Source organism: Flavobacterium sp. UBA7680, from assembly GCF_002482975.1.
In the GTDB taxonomy this organism is placed as follows: Bacteria; Bacteroidota; Bacteroidia; order Flavobacteriales; family Flavobacteriaceae; genus Flavobacterium.
The window spans coordinates 319,321-345,359 of sequence record NZ_DLHA01000032.1; the positions used below are offsets into that span (position 1 = coordinate 319,321).

General features: G+C 35.3%; 23 protein-coding genes. 10 read left to right on the forward strand and 13 right to left on the reverse strand.

Features of this window, described 5'->3' with window-relative positions:
- Nucleotides 1-200: 200 nt before the first annotated feature.
- A complete protein-coding gene (locus B3C18_RS15315; RefSeq protein WP_291148340.1) occupies nucleotides 201-404 on the reverse strand; it encodes a SymE family type I addiction module toxin in 204 nt (67 codons plus the stop codon).
- A gap of 163 nt (nucleotides 405-567) precedes the next feature.
- Between B3C18_RS15315 and B3C18_RS15320 the strand changes: the two genes are divergently transcribed.
- A complete protein-coding gene (locus B3C18_RS15320; RefSeq protein ID WP_291148342.1) occupies nucleotides 568-783 on the forward strand; it encodes a helix-turn-helix transcriptional regulator in 216 nt (71 codons plus the stop codon).
- A 49-nt stretch (nucleotides 784-832) separates the two neighbouring features.
- Here the strand turns inward: B3C18_RS15320 and B3C18_RS15325 are convergent, their stop codons facing one another.
- The 5 genes from B3C18_RS15325 to B3C18_RS15345 form a co-directional block, all read right to left on the reverse strand.
- Nucleotides 833-979 carry a hypothetical protein gene (locus B3C18_RS15325; protein WP_291148344.1) on the reverse strand — a complete coding sequence of 49 codons (147 nt, stop codon included), beginning with the start codon at nucleotides 977-979 and terminating at the stop codon, nucleotides 833-835.
- A 2-nt stretch (nucleotides 980-981) separates the two neighbouring features.
- Nucleotides 982-1,512 (reverse strand): hypothetical protein, encoded by a 531-nt coding sequence (locus B3C18_RS15330; RefSeq protein WP_291148346.1) that lies wholly within the window; start codon nucleotides 1,510-1,512, stop codon nucleotides 982-984.
- 113 nt (nucleotides 1,513-1,625) lie between these two features.
- On the reverse strand, nucleotides 1,626-3,206 hold the full coding sequence (locus B3C18_RS15335) for a sodium:solute symporter (RefSeq protein WP_291148348.1): 1,581 nt from the start codon (nucleotides 3,204-3,206) through the stop codon (nucleotides 1,626-1,628).
- Nucleotides 3,203-4,267, reverse strand: coding sequence for a Gfo/Idh/MocA family protein (locus tag B3C18_RS15340; RefSeq protein WP_291148350.1), 1,065 nt, complete (start codon nucleotides 4,265-4,267; stop codon nucleotides 3,203-3,205). The genes B3C18_RS15335 and B3C18_RS15340 overlap by 4 nt, the downstream gene beginning before the upstream one ends.
- Before the next feature lie 172 nt (nucleotides 4,268-4,439).
- On the reverse strand, nucleotides 4,440-6,953 hold the full coding sequence (locus B3C18_RS15345; protein ID WP_291148352.1) for a right-handed parallel beta-helix repeat-containing protein: 2,514 nt from the start codon (nucleotides 6,951-6,953) through the stop codon (nucleotides 4,440-4,442).
- A gap of 424 nt (nucleotides 6,954-7,377) precedes the next feature.
- On the opposite strand from B3C18_RS15345, the gene B3C18_RS15350 reads away from it, so the two are divergent.
- Both B3C18_RS15350 and pelA read left to right on the forward strand, forming a co-directional pair.
- A complete protein-coding gene (locus B3C18_RS15350; RefSeq protein ID WP_291148353.1) occupies nucleotides 7,378-9,057 on the forward strand; it encodes a glycoside hydrolase family 28 protein in 1,680 nt (559 codons plus the stop codon).
- A 14-nt stretch (nucleotides 9,058-9,071) separates the two neighbouring features.
- Nucleotides 9,072-10,262 (forward strand): pectate lyase, encoded by a 1,191-nt coding sequence (gene pelA, locus B3C18_RS15355; protein WP_291148354.1) that lies wholly within the window; start codon nucleotides 9,072-9,074, stop codon nucleotides 10,260-10,262.
- Between the two features lie 328 nt (nucleotides 10,263-10,590).
- On the opposite strand, the gene B3C18_RS15360 is transcribed toward pelA, so the two are convergent.
- The 5 genes from B3C18_RS15360 to B3C18_RS15380 form a co-directional block, all read right to left on the reverse strand.
- Nucleotides 10,591-11,421, reverse strand: coding sequence for an amidohydrolase family protein (locus tag B3C18_RS15360; RefSeq protein ID WP_291148356.1), 831 nt, complete (start codon nucleotides 11,419-11,421; stop codon nucleotides 10,591-10,593).
- Nucleotides 11,422-11,427: 6 nt separating this feature from the next.
- The gene (locus B3C18_RS15365) at nucleotides 11,428-12,225 is read right to left on the reverse strand and encodes an SDR family oxidoreductase (RefSeq protein WP_291148357.1); all 798 of its coding nucleotides are present in this window, start codon (nucleotides 12,223-12,225) and stop codon (nucleotides 11,428-11,430) included.
- A gap of 183 nt (nucleotides 12,226-12,408) precedes the next feature.
- Entirely contained in the window at nucleotides 12,409-13,422 is a 1,014-nt protein-coding gene (locus B3C18_RS15370) for a zinc-binding alcohol dehydrogenase family protein (RefSeq protein ID WP_291148359.1), read from the reverse strand.
- A gap of 219 nt (nucleotides 13,423-13,641) precedes the next feature.
- Nucleotides 13,642-14,496, reverse strand: coding sequence for a fumarylacetoacetate hydrolase family protein (locus B3C18_RS15375; RefSeq protein WP_256635193.1), 855 nt, complete (start codon nucleotides 14,494-14,496; stop codon nucleotides 13,642-13,644).
- Between the two features lie 186 nt (nucleotides 14,497-14,682).
- Complete coding sequence (locus B3C18_RS15380; protein WP_291148362.1) at nucleotides 14,683-15,447, reverse strand: SDR family NAD(P)-dependent oxidoreductase; 765 nt, start codon at nucleotides 15,445-15,447, stop codon at nucleotides 14,683-14,685.
- Nucleotides 15,448-15,770: 323 nt separating this feature from the next.
- Here B3C18_RS15380 and B3C18_RS15385 point away from each other — a divergent pair, with 323 nt between their 5' ends.
- The 7 genes from B3C18_RS15385 (at nucleotide 15,771) to fucP (ending at nucleotide 23,746) form a co-directional block, all read left to right on the forward strand.
- On the forward strand, nucleotides 15,771-16,919 hold the full coding sequence (locus B3C18_RS15385; protein ID WP_291148365.1) for an ABC transporter substrate-binding protein: 1,149 nt from the start codon (nucleotides 15,771-15,773) through the stop codon (nucleotides 16,917-16,919).
- Complete coding sequence (locus B3C18_RS15390; RefSeq protein WP_291148367.1) at nucleotides 16,916-18,061, forward strand: CaiB/BaiF CoA transferase family protein; 1,146 nt, start codon at nucleotides 16,916-16,918, stop codon at nucleotides 18,059-18,061. The genes B3C18_RS15385 and B3C18_RS15390 overlap by 4 nt, the downstream gene beginning before the upstream one ends.
- Before the next feature lies 1 nt (nucleotide 18,062).
- The gene (locus tag B3C18_RS15395) at nucleotides 18,063-19,199 is read left to right on the forward strand and encodes a CaiB/BaiF CoA transferase family protein (RefSeq protein WP_291148369.1); all 1,137 of its coding nucleotides are present in this window, start codon (nucleotides 18,063-18,065) and stop codon (nucleotides 19,197-19,199) included.
- Nucleotides 19,200-19,201: 2 nt separating this feature from the next.
- Nucleotides 19,202-20,428, forward strand: a complete 1,227-nt coding sequence (locus B3C18_RS15400) for an extracellular solute-binding protein (protein ID WP_291148371.1) — start codon at nucleotides 19,202-19,204, stop codon at nucleotides 20,426-20,428.
- 61 nt (nucleotides 20,429-20,489) lie between these two features.
- Complete coding sequence (locus B3C18_RS15405; RefSeq protein WP_291148373.1) at nucleotides 20,490-21,557, forward strand: Gfo/Idh/MocA family protein; 1,068 nt, start codon at nucleotides 20,490-20,492, stop codon at nucleotides 21,555-21,557.
- A 267-nt stretch (nucleotides 21,558-21,824) separates the two neighbouring features.
- Nucleotides 21,825-22,265, forward strand: a complete 441-nt coding sequence (locus B3C18_RS15410; protein WP_012026101.1) for a MaoC/PaaZ C-terminal domain-containing protein — start codon at nucleotides 21,825-21,827, stop codon at nucleotides 22,263-22,265.
- 167 nt (nucleotides 22,266-22,432) lie between these two features.
- Complete coding sequence (gene fucP, locus B3C18_RS15415; protein ID WP_291148378.1) at nucleotides 22,433-23,746, forward strand: L-fucose:H+ symporter permease; 1,314 nt, start codon at nucleotides 22,433-22,435, stop codon at nucleotides 23,744-23,746.
- 94 nt (nucleotides 23,747-23,840) lie between these two features.
- Here fucP and B3C18_RS15420 read toward each other — a convergent pair whose 3' ends face one another.
- Both B3C18_RS15420 and B3C18_RS15425 read right to left on the reverse strand, forming a co-directional pair.
- The gene (locus tag B3C18_RS15420; protein ID WP_053471902.1) at nucleotides 23,841-24,329 is read right to left on the reverse strand and encodes a hypothetical protein; all 489 of its coding nucleotides are present in this window, start codon (nucleotides 24,327-24,329) and stop codon (nucleotides 23,841-23,843) included.
- Between the two features lie 299 nt (nucleotides 24,330-24,628).
- On the reverse strand, nucleotides 24,629-26,035 hold the full coding sequence (locus B3C18_RS15425; protein ID WP_291148382.1) for an efflux transporter outer membrane subunit: 1,407 nt from the start codon (nucleotides 26,033-26,035) through the stop codon (nucleotides 24,629-24,631).
- Between the last annotated feature and the right edge of the window lie 4 nt (nucleotides 26,036-26,039).

Below are 26,039 nucleotides of genomic sequence, written 5' to 3' on the forward strand. Positions count from 1 at the left end.
CTAAAGCCTTTTTCTATTCTTTTTACATATACCTCCAGTTAAAACTGGAGGCAACTTATAAAATAGCTTCGCCTTATTATTTATAATCTTTTAAAACATAGCCCGTGGTTTCAACCACGGGAAACGTATTTTGATAAACGTAATGTTATATATTGTACACCCATGGTTGAAACCACGGGTTATGTTTAAATAGATGATTTTTATTTCGTTTCAAATTCATTGTTGGTTGTAATAATGATTTTATTTTGCTGATGTTCAATCGTTACGAAATTCCCGTAATTAAAACCGATTTTCTGAAGCCATTTTCCGCAAAGACGTATTTCTGGAAATATAACGTATCGATGATATGATCTTGCCATATGTTTTGGCTGAATTTTTAGTCGTCTTTTCACTGATTGTTTCATTTTATTTTTATTTCATCGAAACAAAAATAGTAAAAATTATACTACAAATAATATTTTAAAGACAATAAATTATTGTTTTAGGGCAATTTTAAGTATTTGAAGTATTCTTTTTATTATATTTAAATTATAAGATATTTGCATGAAATGTCAATAAATCAACATTGTGTCGAAACTTAAATTAAATAGAATAAAAGTTGTTTTGGTTGAAAACAATCGAACCAGTAAGGAATTAGCCAATCATTTAGGCAAAACTGTATCTACTGTTTCGCGTTGGTGTACAAATGAAGCTCAACCTTCTATTGAAACGCTTTATGAGGTTGCTAAATATTTAAAGGTTGATATTCGGGAGTTGTTGGTTTCTACTGAGATCAAATCATAAAAAAACGCTTTCTTATTGAGAAAGCGTTTTTTTATATTTTTATATTTTTTTAAGCATTTAGCTTTTTCTTTTCCGTTTTCTTTTTTATTTCTTTTTTCTTTTGAAAAAAATCACTTAAAGCTTTCTCCTCCGCCAATGTCAGAGAGCTTAACCCACCTATTGTGTCAATTTCTAAATCTAATTTTTTAGTTTTCATAATTACTTATTTTGAAAATACTTATTAATCAATTTCAATGCCGATTTTGTTTCAATTATCATAATTCTACCTCCAAAATGAAATGCTCCAAGCGTTTTTTCATAATGCTCAACTAATTGTGATTTTGAAAGAAATGAAACATTTCCGTCGTGTCCACGTTGAAAAGATAATTTACAAGCATAAGCAACTAAATTACCTGCAACTCCAACATAAACTTTTCTTTCTCCTTTATTAAATGGTGCATTTTCCAATAAATGCATATAAACATGATCAGCTTTAACTTCTAAACTAACAAGACCTTGAATAATTTTTGAATTCCCGGAAATTGTAAGTTTATAAACATCTCTAATCGGATTTTTAAATTCTTCACTCCAATTAAAAAGCCAGCCATTTTTCTTTGTTACAGATTTTAGATCAGAACTTTGAAGAATTGAAATTTCTGTTTGAAAACTATCTCCAGTAATTACATTTTCTATCGAGTTTGTTAATTTATCGATTGTAAAATCTAAACCTATTTCCTCGCTTTTATTCATTCAGCTAATTTAATGAATATAATCTAATTTTGGAAATATTATCTATTTCCGATTTTTAATGTACATTAACTTATGCAATTAATTAGAAAATTATAACATCTTTATTTTTATACCTAATTCCCATTAAAAACCAAATACAAAACCAAAATCACCAACCCCAACAACCCAAACAAAAACTTCACCTTCTTACTAGTTTTAGGAATATCAGTTTCATCTGAAACATTAATCACAGGATTTTTATCGGTTAACGAAATTAGTATTGCAGCAATTAAAAGCACAGCAAAAATGTAAAACGAAATCAATAAAAAGTGAGGCCAAGCTGGATATTTATCGGCAGGAAAAATCCATAAATATAAAACCCCAACAAACAAACTAAAAGCAGAACCCCAAGAAAGTGTTGCATTTACAGCTTTTTTAGTAGTTCGTTTCCAGAAAACACTCAAAAGGAAAACAACAGATAACGAAGGCGCCAGGAAACCCAAAACCGCCTGAAATATGTTGAATAAATTCTGTCCTTTGATATTGTCAATCGCAACGGCAATCAGAATCGCAAAAACACATCCTGCAGCAATGGTTAATCGGCCAATTTTAATTTGATCCTGAATCGTCGCCATCGGGTTAATTTTCTTGACGTAAATATCATTCGTAAAAACGGTGCTTAAAGCGTTTAGAGAAGAACCAATTGTTCCCACCAAAACCGCAATCATCACACAGATTACCAAACCGTTCATTCCGCTTGGGAAAAGATTCGTAACCATGGTCATATAAGCCAAATCAGAATTGCTTCCTAATTCGGGATATAACGCATAACACAAAATTCCAGGAAGAATAAACAACGGCAAAGCCATAACTTTTAACCATCCGATAAAATTTACGCCCAATTGTCCTTGCTCTAGGTTTTTCGCTCCTAAAACACTCTGAACCATCGATTGATCGGTACAGAAAAAAGCAACTGCAGCTACAGGATAACCTAACAAAATAGCAGGCCACGGATAATGTGCATCGTTTGCAGGCTGTACTAAATTCCAAAAGTTTGAAGGTGTTTTCGCAATTAAAACATCGATTCCGCCTAACTTTTGTAAACCTAAAAAGGAAAGCGTCAATGAAACCACAATCAGCAGAATCATCTGAAAAACATTCACTTTTGCAATTGCTTTTAATCCTCCCGCAAATGTGAAAATTCCGGAGAAAATCACTAAAACCGTAACACTCTGCCACATCGGAATTCCCAGAATCTGGCGTACTAAAACGCCTCCGCTGAATAATCCTAAAGACAACCAGCTTACTAATATTTTTACCAAAGCGTACCAAGCCAAAATATTCTGCGTACTGTCGCCGTAACGTTTTCCCATATATTCGGGCATCGTGCTTACTTTGCTGGCAATATATCTTGGTGCAAAAACCATTGCTAAAAGCAGTAAAAACACAAAAGCGTACCATTCGAAATTTCCGGCTACAATTCCCGTAGCGTAACCTATACTCGCGAAAGCCAGTAATGACGAAGGCCCAACATTGGTTCCCCACATATTAAACCCAATGCTATACCAGTTTAAGGAGTTTCCGGCCAGAAAAAGTGTTTCGTTTTTCTTTCTCTGTTTCATACTTACCACATATCCAATGACCAATAAAGCCACCAAATAGCCTGCAACAATTACAAAATCGAGCGTGGTTAATTTGTCGTAGATACTGTTCATAGTCCGTATTCGTTAAGAATATCGGCAATTTTAACCGGCATTCCAGTTTGCAAAGATTTATCCATTGCTTGTAATAAAGCCACGGTTCCAATCCCTTCTTCCATGTTTGGATACGCTTCAAAACCTTGCTCGATACTATCTGTAAAATATTCTAAATAATTCTGATATTCCCCGCCGTGGTGACTTTGTCCTTCAAAACGGAAATAATATTTTATCGTACTGTCGCCCCAAGTAATTACTTTTTCTTCGCCAGTTTTGTCTGTAACGGCATAACGCAATTCGTGATAATCGGCCTGGCTTGCTCCTTCTGTCGCTCTTAAAATTGTGCTCATTCCGCTGTCACGTTGTGCGGGCTGAGTCGGAGAAGTGTATACACCGCTTACACGTGCAATTCTTCCATCAGTTGCTTTAAAGATAAAATGCATCGTATCTTCATTCTTCAATCCCGCATTTTGTCCGTTACTACTGATCATTCCGTAACCCATTACTTCCTGAATATTTGGCAAATACCATCTAATAAAATCTACAGGATGACTCAAACCTCCGTACAGCCATTTAAACGATTGCAATAACGACCATTCTTTCTTTAAAAACCATCTGTGATCCGCATGATATTGCGCCTCAATGGTAATTAAATCTCCAATTAAACCCGCTTCATAATCGGCTCTTTGTCTTTTGGCTGGTTCGAAGAAACGGGAACTTTGCCCGATAAAAACTTTCTTTCCTGTTGATTTGCTTAATTCTAACAACTCCTTAGCATCAGAAAGATCATCAATAAATGGTTTTGTACAAACGACATGTTTTCCACTCAACAAAGCTTGTTTTACATGTTGCGCATGCATATGATCTGGCGTATAAATCGCGATAATATCAATTGATGAATCGTTTAATAAATCGTCGTAATTGGTTGTATACGAATGAAAATCGAACTCTTTTGCTCGCTGTTTACACAATTCTTCGTTTCGGTCGCATATCTTAACGAGTTCTAGTTTTGAACTTTCTATAGCTGCCGACATTGTGCTTCGTCCTTCTCCAAGTCCTAGAATGGCTATTTTTAACATGAGGTGTGGTTATTTTAGATTGTTGATTTTAGATTGTTGATTTTTTTTTTGCCACAGATTAAAAGGATTTTCACAGATTAGAAAAATCATTTTAATCATTTTAATCTGTGGCAAAATATTTCTCAACCTAAACCCGACAGGTTTTAAAAACCTGTCGGGTTTATTGTAACGTTTATTTTTTTTCTTCTACTTCTACTTTGTTTAAGAAAATCCAAGTTTCGTCTGGTTTTGTGCCTTCAATTCCGCTTTGGTACTTTTTCATTAAAGCATTCCAATCGTCTACACGCGGATTATTTTCAGTTGTTTTTGGATTTAGTTTATCCAAATTTTCACCTTTCGGAATACTGATTACCAAGATCAATTGTCTATCCTTTTTGAAAACTTGCAATTGCTGAAAATCGGCATTACAGAAACCTTTTGCAACTTCTGGCCATTTTTCGAATTGTGTTTTATGATATTCTACATATTCTTTTTGCCCTTTTTCATCGGCAGGAAGATTGGCTGTTAAAACAACATTTTCCCAATCAGATGCTGGTTTTGAATCTTTACATCTTTCGAAATTTTGGAAATCGTAAACCAAATCTTCATAGATTTTAATTTCTAAAGAAGGAAAAGCGCCCGCCAGTTTTCGTTTCGTTCTTTCCGGCTGATTCATTTTTCCGTAAATCACTAAATGATTCTTCCATTGGTACAATTCCTGACCTACAATTCTAAATCCTGTTAAAGTCGATTTGATTTTTTCAATGTCAAAATCAGAACCTATCAATTCGATTGCATACGGTTTTGGCATTTCCTGCAATCCCCATTTTTCATCGATTACGACTTCTTTTTCTAAATCTTTGTAAGGTGCTCTAATTCCGGCTGCATCTTTAATTTTAGAACTTACATACGGATCGTTATGCTCCCAAATATTTCCTTTTGGACCGTTATGGTTTTTAAGGATTTTCTTTTCGGCAATCCAGTTGTTTTTAATCGTAAAACCTTCGCTTCCTTCATCGGTATACAAATACAGCCATAAAAACGGATCGTGCGCATACGGACTGTTGTAAACCTTATCTATATAGTTTTCTTCGATTCGGCTGTTTGGCTGAGCCGAAAGCGTATAAATTCCGGCAACATCATGTAAATGTTTGGCATAATGGTGAATCTTATTCGCCAGAATTTTATTGTTCTGCATCACGTTTGGCGTATGCGTCCAACCCCAGCCCATTGCCATTCCGGAATAGGATACATCTGAAATTTCGTTGTGTTCAATCGTAATATTTCGAACAAAACCAGCGCTGATTCCTAAAGTTCCCCAATCTTCATGGGTTACATTCGTAATTAAATTATCCGAAATCACTTCATCCGAACACATTTCTCTTTCATCTTTTATAATCAAAGGCAAATGCGCTTCAAAAGCTTCTTCAGAAAAAATCCCAACATTGATGGCACTTCCGCCAATATCTTTAAATAAATTTCCTTTTACAGTATTGTGATTTGTTCCTTTATTTAAATCTAAACCAGTCGAAGACAGATGTTCAAAACGGCAAGATTCAAACTGAATATTATTCGCATAATTTACTTCAACCGCAGAGCGAGGTCTTCCCACCCAAGCCTGATTTTCTAAATTCGTCTGATTTGGCGTTCCTGGAACTTTCAATTTATAAGCGTCTAACAAATACAAACCTGACTGCAACGGCACATGGCCTTGCTGTGAAGGACGAAGCCAATTGCTGTACTGAAATGAAATTCCTTTAAATTGAAAATGGCTCACAGGCGAATCGATCGTTCCTTTTACTTCAACCAAATTTTCTAAAACAGGCGCAGTTACAATTGCCGAATTAATTTCTTCTCCAGCTCGTGGAATATAATAGATTTTTGCATTTTTCTTATCCAAATACCATTCTCCAGGCTCGTTTAAAAGCGAAAAAACATTGTTTAAGAAATAAGCTGAATTTCCGTTGTTTTTAGAAATCCAAGGTGCAGGCCACGGATGTTCGCTTTGAATACGGCTTTCTGGTTCTTCAAATGAAAGTTTAGCACTGTCTTTTTGCACTTCAATATTTTTAATTCGAAGATTCGCAATCGACCACCATTGTACGATAAACATTTCCATTCCCGGCTCAAACTTAACCGACTTATCTTTAAACGGAATCCAGCAGGTTTGCGATTCATGATCCCAAGACAAAATTCTGTCCATTGCATTTCCTGTGGTATTTTTGGCTCTAACGGCTTTTTTTCCGTTTACCCATAATTGTCTGTAATTGATGATTGAACCTGCTTTTTGAGGCGCATCGGCAACCCAAAATGTTCCTTTTTTACCATTTAAAATGCCGACTTTTTTCCAGTTTTTTATTTCAATTCCGCCGCTTATAATTGGTTTTGCATTTACATCGGCTTCAATTGTTGTTGGGCTTTCTGCAGTTCCAGAATCTTCTGGACGTACAAATAAAGGTTCCTTTAAATAATATGTTCCGTTCATTACAATGATTCGGATTCCGTCTTTTATTGATGGATCTTTTAAACGACGAAGTTCTCTGGCTTTTCGCATTGCCATTTGAACCGTTGCCAGCGGATTTGATTTTGTTCCGAGGTTCGAATCTTTTCCTGATGGTGAAACCCAAATTTCAGCTGCATTTGCCGAAAACAGAGTGAATACCATTAAAAAAATGACTAGTAATTTGTTGAAAGGAATTAAACGCATTATTTTCTTTTTTTCATCATTAAACTTATCAGAAACTAAATTTAAAATACTAAATATTTTACATTCTGATTATTTTTAACAATTAAATTAAATATACGGCACAATTTAATCGAACGTAAACAACTATGCATCCTGTACCCTCCTGTAATCTTGATGAACATTAAGTTTTATAGAGTAAATATGGAAAATTGACTTTTAAATATTCTTTCGTTTCGCATTCGAAAAAAGTTAAATTCTCAAAAAATCTGTGATAAACTTATCAAAATTGTCGTTTCATAATATTTTTTTAATAGATTTGTGTAATCGATTACATTGTTAAATTAAAATTAAAAAACAGTATTTTTATTCATTGAATAAAAACATTACACATAAAAGACTGACTTAACATTCCGAAGAAGAAAATAATAACCACAATATAATAAGAATGAAAACTAACCGAATTAACCTTGCTTGCACCGTTATAATCATTTTGGTAACGAGTCTATCTAATAAAGGTTTTGCTCAAAAACTAAATGTTTACAAAAACATTGAATTTAAAATGGTAAAAATTAATGAACCTAAAATTCCTAAAAGAAGCGTAAACATAAAAGATTTTGGTGCCGTTAATGGCGGTTATGTTTTAAATACTAAGGCTTTCGCCGATGCTATTGAGGCTGTTTCTAAAAAAGGCGGAGGAAAAGTTATAATTCCTCCAGGAATCTGGCTTACAGGGCCAATTATCCTAAAAAGCAATATTGAGTTACATGCACAAAAAGGCGCTTTAATTAAATTTTCTACAGATAAAAGTTTATATCCCATTATTGAAACCAGTTTTGAAGGTTTGAATACTTGGCGTTGTATCTCACCTATTTATGGTAAAAACTTAGAGAACGTAGCATTTACCGGAAATGGTGTTTGGGATGGTTCGGGTGAAGCTTGGCGACAAGTTAAAAAGAGTAAATTGACTGATGAACAATGGAAGAAATTTGTCGTTTCTGGCGGAGTTTTAAATGAAAAGAAAGACAGCTGGTATCCGTCTGAACAATATTTAAAAGGTGCAAAAGGTGCTGACCAAAATGTTCGTCCTGACTTAAAAACTAAAGAAGATTTTGAAACTATTCATGATTTTCTACGCCCAGTTTTAGTGAGCATTCAAAATAGTAAAAGAGTTTTATTTGACGGGCCTGTTTTTCAAAATTCTCCTGCATGGAATATTCATCCATTAATGGTTGATGAGTTAATTGTACGTAATGTAACGGTTCGTAATCCTTGGTATTCTCAAAATGGCGACGGACTTGATGTTGAATCCTGCAAAAATGTTTTGATTGAAAATTCAAGTTTTGATGTTGGAGATGACGCTATTTGCATTAAATCCGGTAAAGATAAAGACGGACGTGAAAGAGGTATTCCGTGCGAAAATATTATCGTAAGAAACAACATTGTATATCACGGACACGGCGGTGTAACGGTTGGAAGTGAAATGTCTGGCGGTGTAAAAAATCTGCATGTTTCCAACTGTACTTTTATGGGAACTGATGTTGGACTTCGTTTTAAAAGTACTCGCGGACGCGGCGGAATTGTAGAAAACATTTATATCTCAGATATTTTTATGACTGATATCCCATCTCAGGCAATTTCTTTTGATTTGTATTATGGAGGAAAATCAATCGCCGAAACTTTAGCCGAAGGCGGAAATACAGTGAGTACAAAAGCGGTTCCAGTAAACGAAGAAACACCTCAGTTTAAAAATATTTCCATCAAAAACATTACGATTAAAGGCGCACAGCAAGCGGTATTTTTACAAGGTCTTCCCGAAATGAATTTAGAAAATATCGAAATCTCAAACTTAACGGTTACGGCAGAAAAAGGTTTTTCGATTATTGATGCAAAAGGAATCAAAATCAGCAATGCGAAACTCGATATTGAAAACAGTACAGTATTCGAAATTTACAACGCAAAAAGTATGTCTTTAAAAGATGTTGAGTTCAATTCTACTTCTCCAAAAGCTGTAAATATCAATGGTGAAGGAAACAGTAATATCGAATTGATTTCTTCTAAAAATTTAGATTTTTCTAAAACAACTACACTTGGAAATGATGTTCCAAAAGGAGCTGTAAAATTTTAATCCTAATTTCAAAAATGAATTTTATCAATAGTTCAAAAGCAGTTGTTTTAAGTCTTTGTGCTTTTTCGTTTCTACATTCGAATGCACAAACTAACAATGATGAAAAATCAGAAATCTGCACAAAACCTTTTACAGATGGAACCAATCATTGGTATCACATTAAAGATGCGACCAATATTGTAAATCCGGTTCCGAATCAGCCACAATATGCTGAAACGGATTACGGTAAAATTGCTGATAATATTTTGCTTTTTCAACGTAATAATGGCGGATGGCCAAAGAATTACGATATGAAAGCGATTCTGACTCCAAAGCAAATCGATACGGTTATTAAAACCAAACCCATTCTGCATACTACTTTTGACAACGAAACGACTTATACACACGTCAATTATCTGGCTCAGGTTTATACTTTGACTAAAGAGGAAAAATATAAAGACGGTGCGTTAAAAGGAATTGATTTTATTTTGGAAGCGCAATACAATAACGGAGGCTGGCCTCAATATTTTCCTTTAGAAAAAGGTTACAGCCGACATATTACATTTAATGACGGCGCATATATGGGTATTATAAATTTGTTGAAAAAGATCGTAAACAACGATCCTGATTTTGCATTTATCGATGCTAAAACCAGAAAAAAAGTAACGGCATCATACGAGAAAGGAATTGATTGTATTTTAAAAATGCAAATTAAAGACGAAGGAAAACTTACGGCCTGGTGCCAACAGCATGATGAAATTACGCTTTTGCCTGCATGGGCGCGAAAGTTTGAACCTCCAAGTATTTGTAATGCAGAAAGTGTTGATGTAGTCCTGTTTTTAATGGCAATCGATAATCCGAATGAAAAGATAATCAATTCGGTGCAAAGTGCTGTAAAATGGTTTCAGGATTCTAAAATATACAATACCAGAGTTGAAAGTTTTAAAGCTCCGGAAATGGAATCTAAATACAAGAAAATTACCAATGATGTGCGCATCGTAACCGATTCTACAGCTCCGCCAATCTGGACTAGATATTACGAATTAGGAACTCATAAACCTTTATTCTGCGATAGAGACAGTCAGTTTTTGTATTCTTTGGCAGAAGTAAGCCGTGAACGCAGAAGCGGTTATGCGTGGTATACAGATAAACCAGAAAAAGTTTTGAAGAAATATCCAGCCTGGCAGAAGAAATGGGATTCTGGGAATGATGTTTTGAAGCAGTAAAAACACAACGCTTTGTCATTGCGAGGAACGAAGCAATCTCACTACAATAATCGACAACGAGAATCGCCAATCTTTGTAGAGTTCCTGGTGCGATTTCTCCCTACGGTCGAAATGACAAACTATAACCTAATTTAATTCCTATCTTCAAACATAGCCCGTGGTTTCAACCACGGGCTATGTTTGAAGCGTGACAATATTACGTCCCCGTGGTTGAAACCACGGGCTATATTTGACAAGTTTATGAGTAAAAAATCTTTGTCAAAGTTCAAAACTTTGACAAAGAGAAAAAAATCTGTGAAAATCATTTTAATCTGTGGCAAAAAATCTATTAGAGATTATAAAACGAAACCGCATTTTCAAACCAAATTTTATTTTGATCTTCGATAGAGAACTCCGAAATATAATCTTCTAAAGTTTTTACAACTTCTTTATAATCAGAAGCTACATTTAGAACCGGCCAATCTGAACCATACATCAATTTATCTGTTGAGAAATTTTCAAAGATGACGTCTAAATACGGTTTTAAATCTTCTGGTTTCCAGTTTTTCCAATCGGCTTCTGTTACCATTCCGGAGACTTTACACCATACATTGTCGTATTTTGCGATTTCTTCGATTCCCTTTTTCCAGGAATGAATGCTTCCTGATTTAATATCAGGTTTTGCAATATGATCAATTACAAACTTTTGATTCGGAAAATCTTTTACCAAACTTATCGCAGCCGGTAATTGACGATGAAAAATCAGAATATCATACGTAAAATTAAACTCTTTTAAAGCCGAAATTCCGTTGCGAAAATCTTCTCTAAACATAAAATCATCGGCTTCACCTTGTACAACGTGCCGAAATCCTTTAATTATTTTATTCGAAGAAAAATGACGTAAACGATCTGAAATATTATCTGCCCGAAGATCAACCCAGCCTACGATTGCTTTTATAAAATCATTTTTTGAAGCCAGATCCACAAGGAAATTGGTTTCATCTTCAGACTGACTTGCCTGAACTGCTACACAACCCGAAAACTTGTTTTCTGTAAGCAATGGCGATAAATCTTCCGGAAGGAAATCTCTTTGAATTTTCGACATACTTTCATCAATCCAGCTGTCTCTAACAGGATCAAATCTCCAAAAATGCTGATGAGAATCAATTCGGTTATTCATCCTGAATTAGTTTACATCGTTGATTAAAGCACGATCTAAATGCACGTAACCGCCATCAACAAAAACAAATTGTCCTGTAGTGTGCGAAGACCGATCCGAAATAATAAAAAGCGCCGTATCTGCAATTTCTTCTGTTTTCGTCATTCTGCCTTCAAAGGGAATACTTTTGTTGATTTTCTTTAAAACGGTTTCTCCATCTGCCAATGTTTTAATCCAGTCTTCGTATGCCGGAGTATAACTTTCAGCAATAATAATGGCATTCGAACGGATTCCGAATTGAATTAAATCTACTGCCCATTCTCTTGTAAGTCCTAAAACTCCGCCTTTTGCAGCAGCGTAACCCGAAGTTCCGCCCTGTCCTGTTAAAGCTACTTTTGAACCAATATTTAAAATATTTCCTTTTGTTTCTTTTAAATACGGAAGTGCATATTTAACCAGCAAAAAATAACTTACTACATTCAGTTTCAAAGAATCCATAAATTCCTCATAAGAAGCATCTAATCCTGCACCGTCATTTACACCAACATTGTTGATAACAGCGTCAATTCTTCCGTATTTTGCTACGATTGTTTTCACCGCATTTTCGATTTCTACAGGATCAGTAACATCAGTCTGAACAAATAAAGAATCTATTCCTCTTTTTTGGAAAGCTTCCGCGTAAGCGAAACCTCTTGCATTTCTGTCAACCAAAACTGGAATCGCACCTTCATCTGCAATTCGGTTAATAATTGTTTCTCCAATACTGCCTTCCTTTCCAGCCGAACCGGAAACGACAACAATCTTATTTTTTAAATTTAAATCCATTTTTGTGGTTATTAAAGTTTAATAGTAGTTAGGTTTTTTAAACACATAGAAACATAGGCTTTTCTTATTCCTAAAAGAGAGTAAAAAAGAAACTAGTTTCTTAACACATAGCTATGTGTGTTAATGCAAGTGAAACGCCTTTTATTAAGTTTTAAATTCTATGTTTCTATGTGTTAGAAAAAATTATTCTATCTCAATTAACGCTTTGATTACATTATTCTTAGGATCAATTAATTGTCCGAAATCAGTAATCATTTCTGAGAAACTCGTTCTGTGCGTAATGTATTTTTTAGGATCGATTTTACCTTCTTTCAAACATTTCATTACATATTCAAAGTCTTTAATAGTCCCATTTCTGCTGCTCATTAAAGTCGATTCTCTTTTATGAAAATCAGGATGACTGAAACTCAATTCTCCTTTTTGAAGCCCCACTAAAACAAATCTTCCGCCATGCGAAATATAATTGAAAGCGCTGTTCATTACTTTTTGATTTCCAGTCGCATCGATCACTACATTCGCCATATCACTGTTTGTTAATTCAGCCAGTTTTGCAGCTACATCATCATTTAGCGGATTGATGGTTTCATCAGCATTTAATTCTGTTTTACAGAAATTTAATCGGTAATCATTGATATCCATTACGATCACTCTTGCTCCCGCAATTTTAGCAAACTGAATCAATCCAATTCCAATTGGCCCTGCTCCCATTACCAAAACCGTATCAGTTGACTTAACAGCCGCTCTTCTTACTCCGTGCGCTGCAATTGCCAGAGGTTCAACCAAAGCCAGTTCATCATAATCTAATCCCTGACCATGAAGTAAATATTGTTCTGGAATCGTTACATATTCGGCCATTCCGCCGTCAATGTGAACACCGAAAACTTTAATATTTACACAACAGTTTGTTAATCCGTTTCGGCAGGCAACACAAGTTCCGCAGTTGAAATACGGAATAAAAGTTACTTTATCGCCCGGTTTAAAACCTGCTGCATTTCCTTTTATATATTCTGCAGCCAATTCGTGTCCCAAAATTCTGGGATATTCAAAATACGGCTGTGTACCACCAAAAGCATGAATATCAGTTCCGCAGATTCCAATTCTTTTTATTTTTAAAAGAACTTCACCGTCTTTTGGTTCGGGAATTTCTTTTTCTTTTAATTTAAATTCCTGCGGCTTTTCGCATACTATAAATTTCATCTTTAATTTTTTTAAACTTACTCGTAGGATACAATTCGTGAAAATTTTATTTAACACATAGAAACATAGGTTTTTCCTTTTTAAACAAGAAGACTAAAATAAATGATACATCATTTACACATAGCTATGTTTATTATTGCAAGTGAAACGCCTTTTTTTGAGTATCGAATATCTATGTTTCTATGTGTTTAAAAATAATTATGCTCAACGAGTTAATAATTACTTTTTATATGCAACTGCAGTCTGCTTGCTTGTACCTAAACCTTCAATTCCAAGTTCTACAACATCACCGGCTTTTAAATAAATTGGATCTGGTTTAATACCCAAACCAACTCCTGGAGGCGTTCCTGTACTAATGATATCGCCAGGAAGCAAAGTCATAAACTGGCTTAAATAATGTACTAAATACGGAATTTTGAAAACCAAATTCAGCGTGTTGCTGTCTTGGTATTTTTTACCATTTACGCTCAGCCACATCGATAAATTATCCACATCTTTTACTTCATCTTTCGTCGCCAAAAATGGTCCAAGAGGTGCAAATGTATCGCAGCCTTTTCCTTTTGCCCATTGTCCGCCGCGTTCGATTTGAAATTCTCTTTCACTGTAATCATTTAACAAAGCATAACCAGCAACATAATCTAAAGCTTCCGCTTCTTCCACATAACTTGCTTTTTTGCCTACTACAAATGCCAACTCCACTTCCCAGTCGGTTTTTACACTGTTTTTCGGGATAATCACATCATCGTCCGGACCGCATAAAGAAGTCGTTGATTTAAAAAAGATAATAGGTTCAGTTGGAATTGGTGCACCAGTTTCTTTACAGTGATCTACATAATTTAATCCTATACAGATTATTTTTGAAGGTCTCGCAACCGGAGATCCCAAACGTACACTTGCATTAACTTCTGGTAAAGAAGGATTGCTTTCTAATGCTTTTTGTAATTTTTCTAAACCATTATCTTCAAAAAAGCTTTCGTTAAAGTCTGAAACGATAGAAGAAACATCATATCTTTTTTCATTAATTAAAACTCCTGGTTTTTCTTTTCCGATTTCTCCAAAACGTATTAATTTCATTTTTTTTTATTTTTTGATTAATTATTTTTTTTTAGGTTCTAAGGTACTGAGTGGCTAAGGTTCTGAGTTTTTGTTCACCCGTTTAGACCTGACAGGTTTTTAAAACCTGTCAGGTCTAACGAGTCGTAAAATTCTAAGCTAAAAAAACTTAGCATCTTAGTATCTCAGAACCTTAGCAACTCAAAATTAATTATTTAACTTAATAAATCCTCCGTCGATTGGGTAATCGCATCCAGTGATGAATCCTGCTTCTTCGCTGCATAAGTATAAAGCCAGAGCGGCGATTTCATCTGGTTTTCCCATACGGCCAATTGGCTGGGATTTAGAAAGTTTTTCGAACATTTCTTCTTCTTTTCCGGCGTAATTTTTAGAAATAAATCCATCAACAAAAGGCGTGTGAACCCTTGCCGGAGAAATAGAATTACATCTGATGTTTTCACTTAAATAATCTCTCGCTACAGATAAAGTCATTGCCATTACAGCTCCTTTTGCAGTTGAATAAGCAAATCGGTCCGAGATTCCAACCCATGCCGCAATTGACGCCATGTTTAAAATCACACCGCCGCCTGAAAGTCTAAATTGTGGAATCGCGGCAAACAAACAGTTGTAAACTCCTTTTACGTTTACATCCATTACACGATCAAAATCAGCTTCAGAAGTCGTGTCGGCTTTTCCAACATTCGCGATTCCGGCATTGTTGATTAAGATATTAATGCTTCCTATTTTTTCAAAAGTCGCTTTAACATCAGCCTGACTGGAAACATTACACGCATGCGAAAATACATTTCCTCCTGCATTTTTAATTTCGTCAACAGCATCCTGCGCACTTTCAATAGATAAATCAATAATATGAACTTCTGCTCCCTGCTTGGCAAACAAGACCGCAATTGCTCTTCCTATTCCGCTTCCGCCTCCTGTTATGACTGCTTTTTTACTTTGTAATGAAAACATTTTAATATAATTTAATATTTAAGAATCTTAATTAATGGAACCAATAATGTGGTTAATTTAATAAATGTAAAATACACAATTACAAATGTAATCGATTAAATATAATTTTGCATTTTATTTTTCTACTAATATAATAAAATGATCATTCTTTAATAAATTATAACAATTTTTATTTGCTTTGTAAAAAATTACGCCTTGTTCAAAACTTTTGATAAAAAAATCAATGTAAAAAGTTACATTTTCTTGCTCAATTCAATCTAATTCCTAATTTTGTAATTGTATTTTTTACATTTATTATTTTCCAAATACATAATTCAAGAAAAATGGCAGTATTAAAAGGCATAACGTGGAATCATACAAGAGGTTTATTACCTATGGTTGCAACGGCACAACGCTTTACCGAGTTAAATCCTGATATCGAAATTACCTGGGAGAAAAGAAGTTTACAAGAATTTGCAGATGCTTCGATCGAAGATTTAGCAAAACGATTTGATTTATTGGTTATTGATCATCCGTGGACAGGTTTTGGAGCACATACAAATGCTATCCTCCCACTCTCTGATTATCTGCCTGCCGATTATATAAAAGATCAGGAAATAAATACCGTGGGAAAATCATACGGAAGCTATGTCTTCAGTAATAAATTATGGGCTTTGCCAATAGATGCCGCGACTCCGGTTGCTGCAACACGTTTGGATATTTTAGAAAAAAAAGGACTTGAAGTCCCTCAGACATACGACGAATTATTGGCTTTAGCCAAAAAAGGTTTAGTAGCATTTGCCGGAATTCCGGTTGATGTTTTAATGAGTTTCTATATGTTTTGCTGCAGTTTAAGCGAAGCTCCGTTTCAGTCTGAAGAAAAAGTTATTTCTGTAGAAACAGGAAAAAAAGCTTTACAGATGTTTCGTGAGTTGGCGCAATTAATTGATCCGGCAAACTTTAACCGAAATCCAATTCAGATTTACGAGGCCATGGTAAATTCAGATGAAATTGCCTACTGCCCTTTTGCTTACGGATATTCTAATTATTCAAGAGCCGGATACAGCAAAAATCTGCTTCATTTTTATGATTTGGTTAAATTGAATAATGCGCCTATGATAAGCTCTCTGGGCGGAACAGGATTAGCGGTTTCTTCTTTCAGCAAACATATCCCTGAAGCGATTCGTTATGCTGAATTCACGGGTTCATCTCAAGTGCAACAGAATATTTTTGCCGATAACGGAGGTCAGCCGGGACATTTACAAGCCTGGAAAAATGACCGAATCAATTCGATAACCAACAATTATTTCAAAAATACTTTACCCGCTTTAGAAAGAGCTTTTCTAAGACCAAGATATTCCGGACACATGTATTTTCAGGATCATGCCGGCGATGTAGTTCGTGATTATTTAATAAACGGCGGAGATGAAGAACTGGTTTTAGATGCATTAAATGGGCTTTATGCTAAATCCTTAAAACTGCAAAATTCATGAAACCATTAGAAGGATTAATTGTATTAGAGTTCTGCCAGTTTTTGGCGGGTCCTTCTGCCGGATTAAAGTTAGCCGATTTAGGCGCGAGAGTTATCAAAATCGAGCGTCCTGTAAAAGGTGAAGCCTGCCGACAATTAAGCATCAAAGATCTTTTTGTTGACGACAGCAGTCTTTTATTTCACACGATTAACAGAAACAAAGAATCTTTTGCTGCCGATTTAAAAAATCCTGACGATTTGGTTTTAATCAAAAAACTAATCGAAAAGGCTGATATTATGACGCATAATTTCAGACCGGGTGTAATGGAAAAAATTGGATTGGATTATACTACAACGCTTACCATAAATCCGAAAATTATATACGGAACCATAACAGGTTACGGCGATAAAGGCCCTTGGGCAAAAAAACCGGGACAGGATTTGCTTTTGCAATCGCTTTCGGGTTTAAGCTGGCTGAGCGGACGAAAAAGTCAGGGACCAGTTCCATTTGGTTTGGCTGTCGCCGATTTAATGTGCGGCAATCATTTTGTACAGGGAATTTTAGCTGCTTTATTAAAAAGAGCCAAAACCGGAAAAGGTGTTTTGGTTGAAGTTAGTTTACTGGAATCTATTTTAGATGTTCAGTTTGAAGCCATTACTTCTTTTTTAAACGATGGCGGGCAACAACCCGAACGAGGCGATATTAAAGGAAGTGCACACGCTTTTTTGAGTGCGCCTTATGGAGTTTACAAAACACAAGACGATTATATTTCGCTGGCAATGGGTGATTTAATTTTCATAGGAAATACGCTTGGAGTTGATTTAAAAAAATATACAGAGAAACATCTTTGGTTTGAAAAAAGAGACGAAATCAGAATTCTTTTAGCCGATAAATTAGCTGAACAAAAAGCAGATTATTGGTTAGAATTACTTCAAAAACAAGGTATTTGGGCTGGAAAAGTTTTGAATTACGAAACGTTAGATCAACAGTCTTTTGTGAATGAATTACAATTAAAACAAACCGTAAAAAACTCAGATGGAAAAACTTTGGTTACAACCCGAAGTCCGATTCAGCTTGACAGTGAAATTTTAAGCAGTACAAAAGCAGCGCCAAAAGTGGGCGAAGATAATTTAGCAATACACGAACAATTTTTAAACGAGTAGAATGAAACCTTTAGAAGATTATTTAATTGTAGATTTTAGTCAGTTTCTTTCTGGTCCGTCGGCGAGTCTTCGCTTGGCTGATTTGGGTGCGCGCGTTATAAAAATTGAAAAACCGGGAACTGGCGATATTTGCAGAACCTTATATACTTCTGACTTAATCATGAACGGCGAATCATCTGTTTTTCATACCATAAACAGAAATAAAGAATCGTTTGCCATTGATTTTAAACAGCCGGAAGAACTTCAAAAATTAAAAAAATTATTAACTAAAGCCGATGTTGTCATGCATAATTTCAGACCGGGCGTTATGGAACGAATCGGTTTAAGCTATGATGATGTAAAAGCGATAAATCCAACGGTGGTTTATGGTTCGATTTCGGGTTTTGGAAATCATCCTGAACTTAAAGATTTACCAGGACAGGATTTGTTGTTACAATCTTTAACGGCTTTAACCTGGTTAAGCGGTAATCAGGAAGATGGTCCTGTACCAATGGGATTGTCGATTGTTGATATGCTTGCGGGCGCACATTTAGCACAGGGAATTTTAGCCGCTTTATATCGAAAAGCAACCCAAAATATAGGCGGAACGGTTCAGGTAAGCATGCTGGAATCGGCTTTTGATTTTCAGTTTGAAACGATTACGACTTTCTTTAATGATGGCGGAGAATTACCAGTAAGAACTAAAACTAATAATGCTCACGCTTATTTAGGCGCGCCTTACGGAATTTACCAAACTAAAAACGGTTATGTGGCTTTGGCAATGGGATCGATTCCTGTTTTGGCTTCATTGCTAAAATGTGATGAATTACTACAATTTCCAGAGAATAAATTTACGCTTAGAGATGAGATCAAAAATATTCTGGCTTCTCACCTATTGACGCAGGAAACGCAGTTTTGGCTGGATATTTTAGAACCAGCTGATATTTGGTGTGCAGGAGTTTTAAACTACGAACAGCTTTTCAAAGAAGACGGTTTTAAAGTTTTAGAGTTTACACAGCAAGTTGAAATGCTCGATGGCTATTCGTATAAAACTACAAGATGCCCTATAAAAATTGATGGTGAATATTTTACATCTGGTAAAGGTTCTCCAAAATTAGGACAAGATAACGAGCGAATTATAAAAGAATTTATAGCATAAGTATGGACAAATTTAGAATCGCTGTTAGAAAATTTTCTCCTTTTGAAAGTACGCTGCAAAAGCTGTGGGATGCTTTTTGCCTGAAAAACAATGTTCAGATTGAGGTTGAAATGGTTCCGTTGGAACTGCACGATCTTTATGAAGAAACCATCGTTAATAAAGGTTTAAAAAACGGAAAATGGGATATTGCGCACTTAAATACGGATTGGATTTTTGATGCTGCAAATGAAAGAGCGGTTCTCGATTTAACTTCTTTTATCAACCAAAATCCGCCACAGGATTATCCTGAAGGCTGGCATCAATCGCTATTAAATCTGCAGCAGATTAATGGCGGAACTTACGGACTTCCGTTTCACGATGGCCCAGAATGTTTGATTTACAGAAAAGATTTATTTGAAGATTTATCCGAAAAAGAAAACTTCAAGAAACAATTTGGTTACGAATTGTTCCCTCCAAAAACTTGGGAGCAATTCACCCAAATTGCCACATTTTTTAATCGGCCTGAAAGCAATTTATTCGGTTGTGTGTTTGCGAATTATCCAGACGGTCATAATATGGTTTTCGATTTCTGTCTGCAGTTATGGACTCGCGGCGGATCTCTTTTAGATCTTCAAAACAAAATAAATATCAATCATAATCAAGCAGCTGCAGCTTTAGATTATTATAGAAAAATTGTAAACGATACAAATGCCGTTCATCTGGATTCGAAGAATTTTGGTTCTGTTGAAGCTGGTATGGCTTTCGCCGAAGGACAAGCCGCAATGGCAATTAACTGGTTTGGATTTGCCTCGATGTGTGAAGTAATCGAAGAATCGAAAGTAAAAGGCAAAGTGGATATTACCGAATTACCACACGACGAAAACCATAAAACGGCTTCATTAAATGTCTATTGGCTTTATACAATTGGCATTGGAAGTAAAAATAAAGCACTCGCCTATGATTTTTTACGATTTGCAACAACTGCTGAAAGTGATAAATTATTGACAACCGAAGGCGGAATCGGGTGCAGAAAATCAACTTGGAATGATACTGAAATCAACAAAACGATTCCATATTATCATAAACTGGAAATGCTGCATGAAAATGCTTTGACTTTGCCACAAACGCCAATTTGGCCAAAAGTAGCAGAATTAATAGATCAAATGGTTTTAAAAGCGATTGAAACTGATATTCCGTCGAAAACGCTTTTAGAAGAAACACAGCAAAATATTGAAAAATTAACGAACTGATTATGTGTAGTCAACTTTGTCAAAGTTTGCTAGTACCAACAGAACTTAAAATAGTACAAAAATGAATATTCCATATAAACCTTTACTGCCCGAAACCAAACAGCCCATTATCATTATCGGCGCAAGCGGAATCGTAAAAGATGCGCACTTACCCGCTTACAAAATGGCTGGTTTTACGGTTTTTGGCATTACGAACAGAACGATTGCAAAAGCACACGATTTAGCCAAAGAATTTGATATTGAACATGTTTTTGAAAATGTTGTGGAAGCTGTAAAAAATGCGCCGTCAAATGCGGTTTACGATATTACCGTTTTACCGGATCAATATATCGAAATATTAGAACAATTGCCTGATGGAGCAGCAGTTTTGATTCAGAAACCAATGGGAAATGATTTGGCTCAAGCCAGAGAGATTGTAGAAGTCTGCGAAAGAAAAAACCTTGTGGCTGCTATCAATTTTCAGCTTCGATTCTCCCCTTTTGTCAGCGCTGCGAGATATTTAATTAGCGAAGGTTTGCTTGGTGATTTATACGACTTTGAATTTAAAGTGACCGTAAATACACCGTGGGAATTGTTTCCGCTGATTAAAGAACATCCTAGATTGGAAATTCTTTTTCATAGTGTTCACTATATCGATTGCATTCGCTCGTTTCTCGGAAATCCGAAAAGTGTGATGGCAAAAACAGCGAAACATCCTCTTAAAAAATTATCATCGAGCCGTTCTACTATTATTTTAGATTATGGTGAAGATAAACATGTTGTGATCAATACGAATCACGATCATCATTTTGGACCAAATCACGAAGAAAGTTACATTAAATGGGAAGGTACAAAAGGCGCAATTAAAGCCAAAATGGGATTATTAATGAATTATCCCGATGGACTTCCTGACATTTTTGAATATGCAATTGAAGATGAAAAAGGTCAATACGAATGGAAAAAAATCAACCTTGAAGGTTCTTGGTTTCCAGAAGCTTTTATTGGAACAATGTCGAATCTAATGCGTTTTAAAGAAGGCTCAGATTCTAAATTACTGGCAAGCGTTCAGGACGTTTTAGACACCATGAAAGTCGTTGAAGCCTGCTACATCAGCAATACAAACGGCGGTATTTCTCTCACTGAACTATAAAATTTTAAACCATATAAGTGATATAAGTTCATTTAATCACTTTGTGGAAAAAGTAGAAACAAAATTTTAAACCATATAAGTGATGTAAGTTCATTTAATCACTTTGTGTATAAAACAATAAATAATTTAAAACCATATAAGTTATGCAAGGTCATTTAAATCATTTTGCGCATAGCTTTTATGACCTAAAATAAGCACTCTTAAATTCAACGCAATGCTTAAATGACCTTATATTACTTATATGGTTAAATAAAAAAACAAAAAACTATGTATTTCAAATCAACCTTTTTCGAGGATTATCAACTTGAAGATAAAAGAGTTACATTAGGAAGAACTATTACAGAAACTGATTTTGTGGTTCATGCCGGACACACGGGAGATTTTTTTCCGCATCACATGGATGAAGAATGGTGCAAAACGCAGCCATTCGGACAGCGTATTGCACACGGAACTATGGTTTTTGCTATTGGTATCGGATTAACGGCATCAGAAATAAATCCTGAAGCTTTTTCAAGAGGATATGATAAAATGCGTTTTGTAAAACCAGTTCATATTGGCGATACAATTCATTCTGAAATCACGATTTCTGAAAAAGGCGAAGCAAAAAATCCAGAAATGGGAACCGTAACAGAACATGTTGAAATCATTAACCAAAGAGGTGAAGTGGTTTTGGTCTGCGACCACCTTCTTTTAGTCAAAAAGAAATAATCCTTTTTGAGGTACAAAGGTTCAAAGTGCCAAAGGGACAGAGGTTTTATCTCCTTTCAGTACCTTTAGAATAGACGCACTGCAGTGCGTCTCTACAGAAAAACCTTTGAATCTTTGAACCTTTGTCACTCTGTCACTTTGAACCTTAAAAAAAAACTATCTAACAAATGCAAGTAACAAACCAAACAGGCGATCTTCACGAAGTGCCGACAGAAGGCGGAAAAACCAACTATCTTCTTCCATTTATTTTAATTACCAGCTTATTTTTCCTTTGGGGAATGGCACACAATCTGGATTCTATTTTAATTCCGCATTTAAAAAAAGCGTGTGAATTAAACAACCGCCAATCGACATTGATTGATACTTCGGTGTTTTTTGCTTATTTTATAATGGCGATTCCGGCGGGAATGCTCATTAAACGATTTGGTTACAAAAACAGCATCATTACCGGATTATTGGTTTTCGCCGCGGGAGCATTTTTATTTGTACCTGCTGCCAATTCAAGAACTTATGAATTGTTTTTATTCGCTTTGTTTGTTATTGGCTGCGGATTAACGATTTTAGAAACAAGTGCCAATCCGTATGCGGCGATTTTAGGCCCTGCCGAATCTTCTTCTAAAAGATTGAATTTAGCGGCTTCTTTCAACGGATTAGCTGCAATGGTGGCTCCAATTGTAGGTTCTTTATTCATCTTATCAGGAAAAAATCATACTCCGGCACAAATGGCCGCAATGCCCGAAGCTGAAAAAGCAACGTATTTATTAGGCGAAGCGGCTGCGGTAAAAATGCCTTATATCATTTTAGGAAGTGTATTGGTTTTAGTCGCGATTATATTCTATTTCATGCATTTGCCTTCAATGAAACCACAACATACTGAAGCTGAAATTAAACCGGGATTTTTCTCTGTTTTAAAATTCCGTCATTTAAGCTGGGCAGTTGTGGCGCAGTTTTTTTATGTTGGCGCACAGGTTTGTATTACGAGTTTCTTTATTAGAATTGCACAGCAAGGTGCACATTTAGACGAAAAAACTGCTGGATACTATCTTGGTGTTTACGGTTTCTTATTTATGGCGGGACGTTTTATTGGAACTTTCTTCCTGAAATTTGTAAAAGATTATGTCTTACTTTCGATATACTGTGGCGCTAGCATTATTCTTTGTTTATTAGCCATTTACGGAACCGGAATTGTAGTTATTTATGCGCTTGGAGGTATCGGATTTTTTATGTCGATTATGTTCCCAACTATTTTCTCTTTAGGATTGGTTGGTTTAAAATCAAATACAGAAACAGGTTCTTCATGGCTTGTAATGTCAATTGTAGGCGGAGCGATTCTTCCATACGGAATGGGAACTTTAATTGATATGAAACACGATGATATTCAGTCTGGATATATAATTCCGCTTTTATGTTTTGTGATTATTTTATCGTTTGGTTTGTATGGACATAAGGTGAAAAATGTCAACCAAATTGTGAATGGTTAATTGTGAATTGTGAATGATGAAAATAAATCTTACATCGATTTTATTTATAAAAAAACGCCTCAGTAATGAGGCGTTTTTTGTCATGTTTATTTAATTAATGATGATCATTGTGGGAATGATCGTGGTCTTTTTTTGAATCTTTTTTAGATTTATTGTTGTTTTTATTATCGTGTTTGTGCTCACCTTTAGGTTTGTTGTACTTTTCAGGTTTTGGCCCTCTATTTTTTTGAGGTTTTCCGTGATAACCTTTTGGATAATTAGCCCTGTGTTTGGTATGATACGTATACGGAGCGTCTCCTCTATAATTGGTTAAAACTACTTTGTAACCTGAATACAAATCATATTGTCTGTATCTTGACGGAAGTCTTTTAGCACGAGTCCAATTTCCGCTGTTGTCGTAAATAAATACGCTTTGGTTTACATCATAATACACATCGATGTCTGGTAAATAATAATATCTGTCATTATCGTACCCTTCTGGTCCCCAGCTTGGAGGTGTTCCAATGTTTACATTGACTGATACCTGAGCATGGGCAAAAAATACACTCATAAATAATACTGAGGCGAATACTAATTTTTTCATGATTTTGAGTTTTAAATATTAATTTTAGTAGATATTAATCTAAAGTAGTGCCAAAATCTACATTTACAATATCCATTATACAAAAACATTAAATCAATCGACGAAGAGGACTTTTCAACCGATATATATTAAATTTAAAACGCCCCATTTCTGAGGCGTTTTAGTCATGTTTCAATTTAATGGCGGATATACTAATATTTTTAACCAATCAAAAATATACTCTTTTTTTTACACTAAATTATCTTTTAGACCAAGGTCTGAATTTTGACGACGAACGTAATATTCAAATTGAAACAATTTTATTTCCAACCTCCACCCAAAGCTCTGTATAAGTTCACAACGGCTTGTAATTTTTGTAAATTATCGTTGATTCCGCTTAACTGTGCTGCTAAAAGGTTTTGTTCAGAAGTTAATACATCTGTATAATTGGTTGCAGAGCTGTATTCTAAAAGCTGCTGCGTAAAATCGACTGCTTTTACTAAAGCCTCAATTTGTTTTTGTCTTGAGTCTTCTTTTTCAACTGCCATTTGATACGAATACAAAGCGTTCGAAACTTCCTGACCAGCCGTTAAAAGGCTCTGTTGAAATTTATTGTATGCCTGTAATTGCTGAGACTGTGCTGTTGTTAATCTCAATTTGTTTTTTCCCTGATTAAAAATAGGCTGTGTTAATCCTCCAATAATCGAATAAAAAATAGAATTACTAAAGAAATCTTTTAATTCTAAATTCGAAAATCCGCCGCTTGCTGTAAGCGTTAAACTTGGATAGAAATAGGTTTTAGCCAGATTTGTAGATTCAAAAGCAACTCTGAAATTAAACTCTGCCTGACGAACATCTGGTCGGTTTTGTAATAACTGTGAAGGCACTCCAATGGCGATATTTTCGGGAATAACCTGCGTTCCTAATTCTCCTCTGTCAATTGGTCCCGGAGCTTGTCCTAATAAAATATTCAAAGCGTTTTCGGTTTCGCGAATACTTTGCTTCAAATCCGGAATCAAAACTTCTGCTGCATATTGATTAGCTTCACTTTGTACAACCGCCGCACCTGTTACAATTGCGCCTTCTTTTAAATCTTTAATGGTTGCCACATTTTTAATACGGCTTTCTAATGTTTCCTGTGTGATTTTTAACGATTTATCATAAGCCAGCAATCTAAAATAATTGTTCGCAATATCTGAAATCAATTGTGTTTGAACTGCTTGTTTCGCCGCATCTGTAGCTAAATAAGTTGCCAAAGCTGCTCTTTTAGAACTGCTAAGTTTTCCCCAGATATCAGCTTCCCAGGATGTACTTAAACCTAATTTATAAGTTGTAGTCAACGTATTAATGTTGATTCCCGCCGGAAAATTAAGTCCTGCTTCAGATTGTTTCGTATGTGTTGCATTCGCATCCAATTGTAAAGTTGGATAATACGCTAATTTACTTTGACGAAGTGAAGCTTGTGCTTGTATGATATTCTCAATAGCATTTTTCAAATTAAGGTTATTGTCTAATCCTTTTTGAATTAATGCGTTCAGTTTTTCATCTTTAAAAACGCTCTGCCACGGCATATCTGCAATCGTAGTCGAATCGGCGGAAGCCTCATCACGATACAGTTTATCTGTCGAGAGTGTTGTTGGGCGTTCGTACTTTTTGGTAATCGAGCACGCACTTAAAAGTGCGGCTGCAATTACCATAAGAATATATTTATTTGAACTATTAGTCATCTCT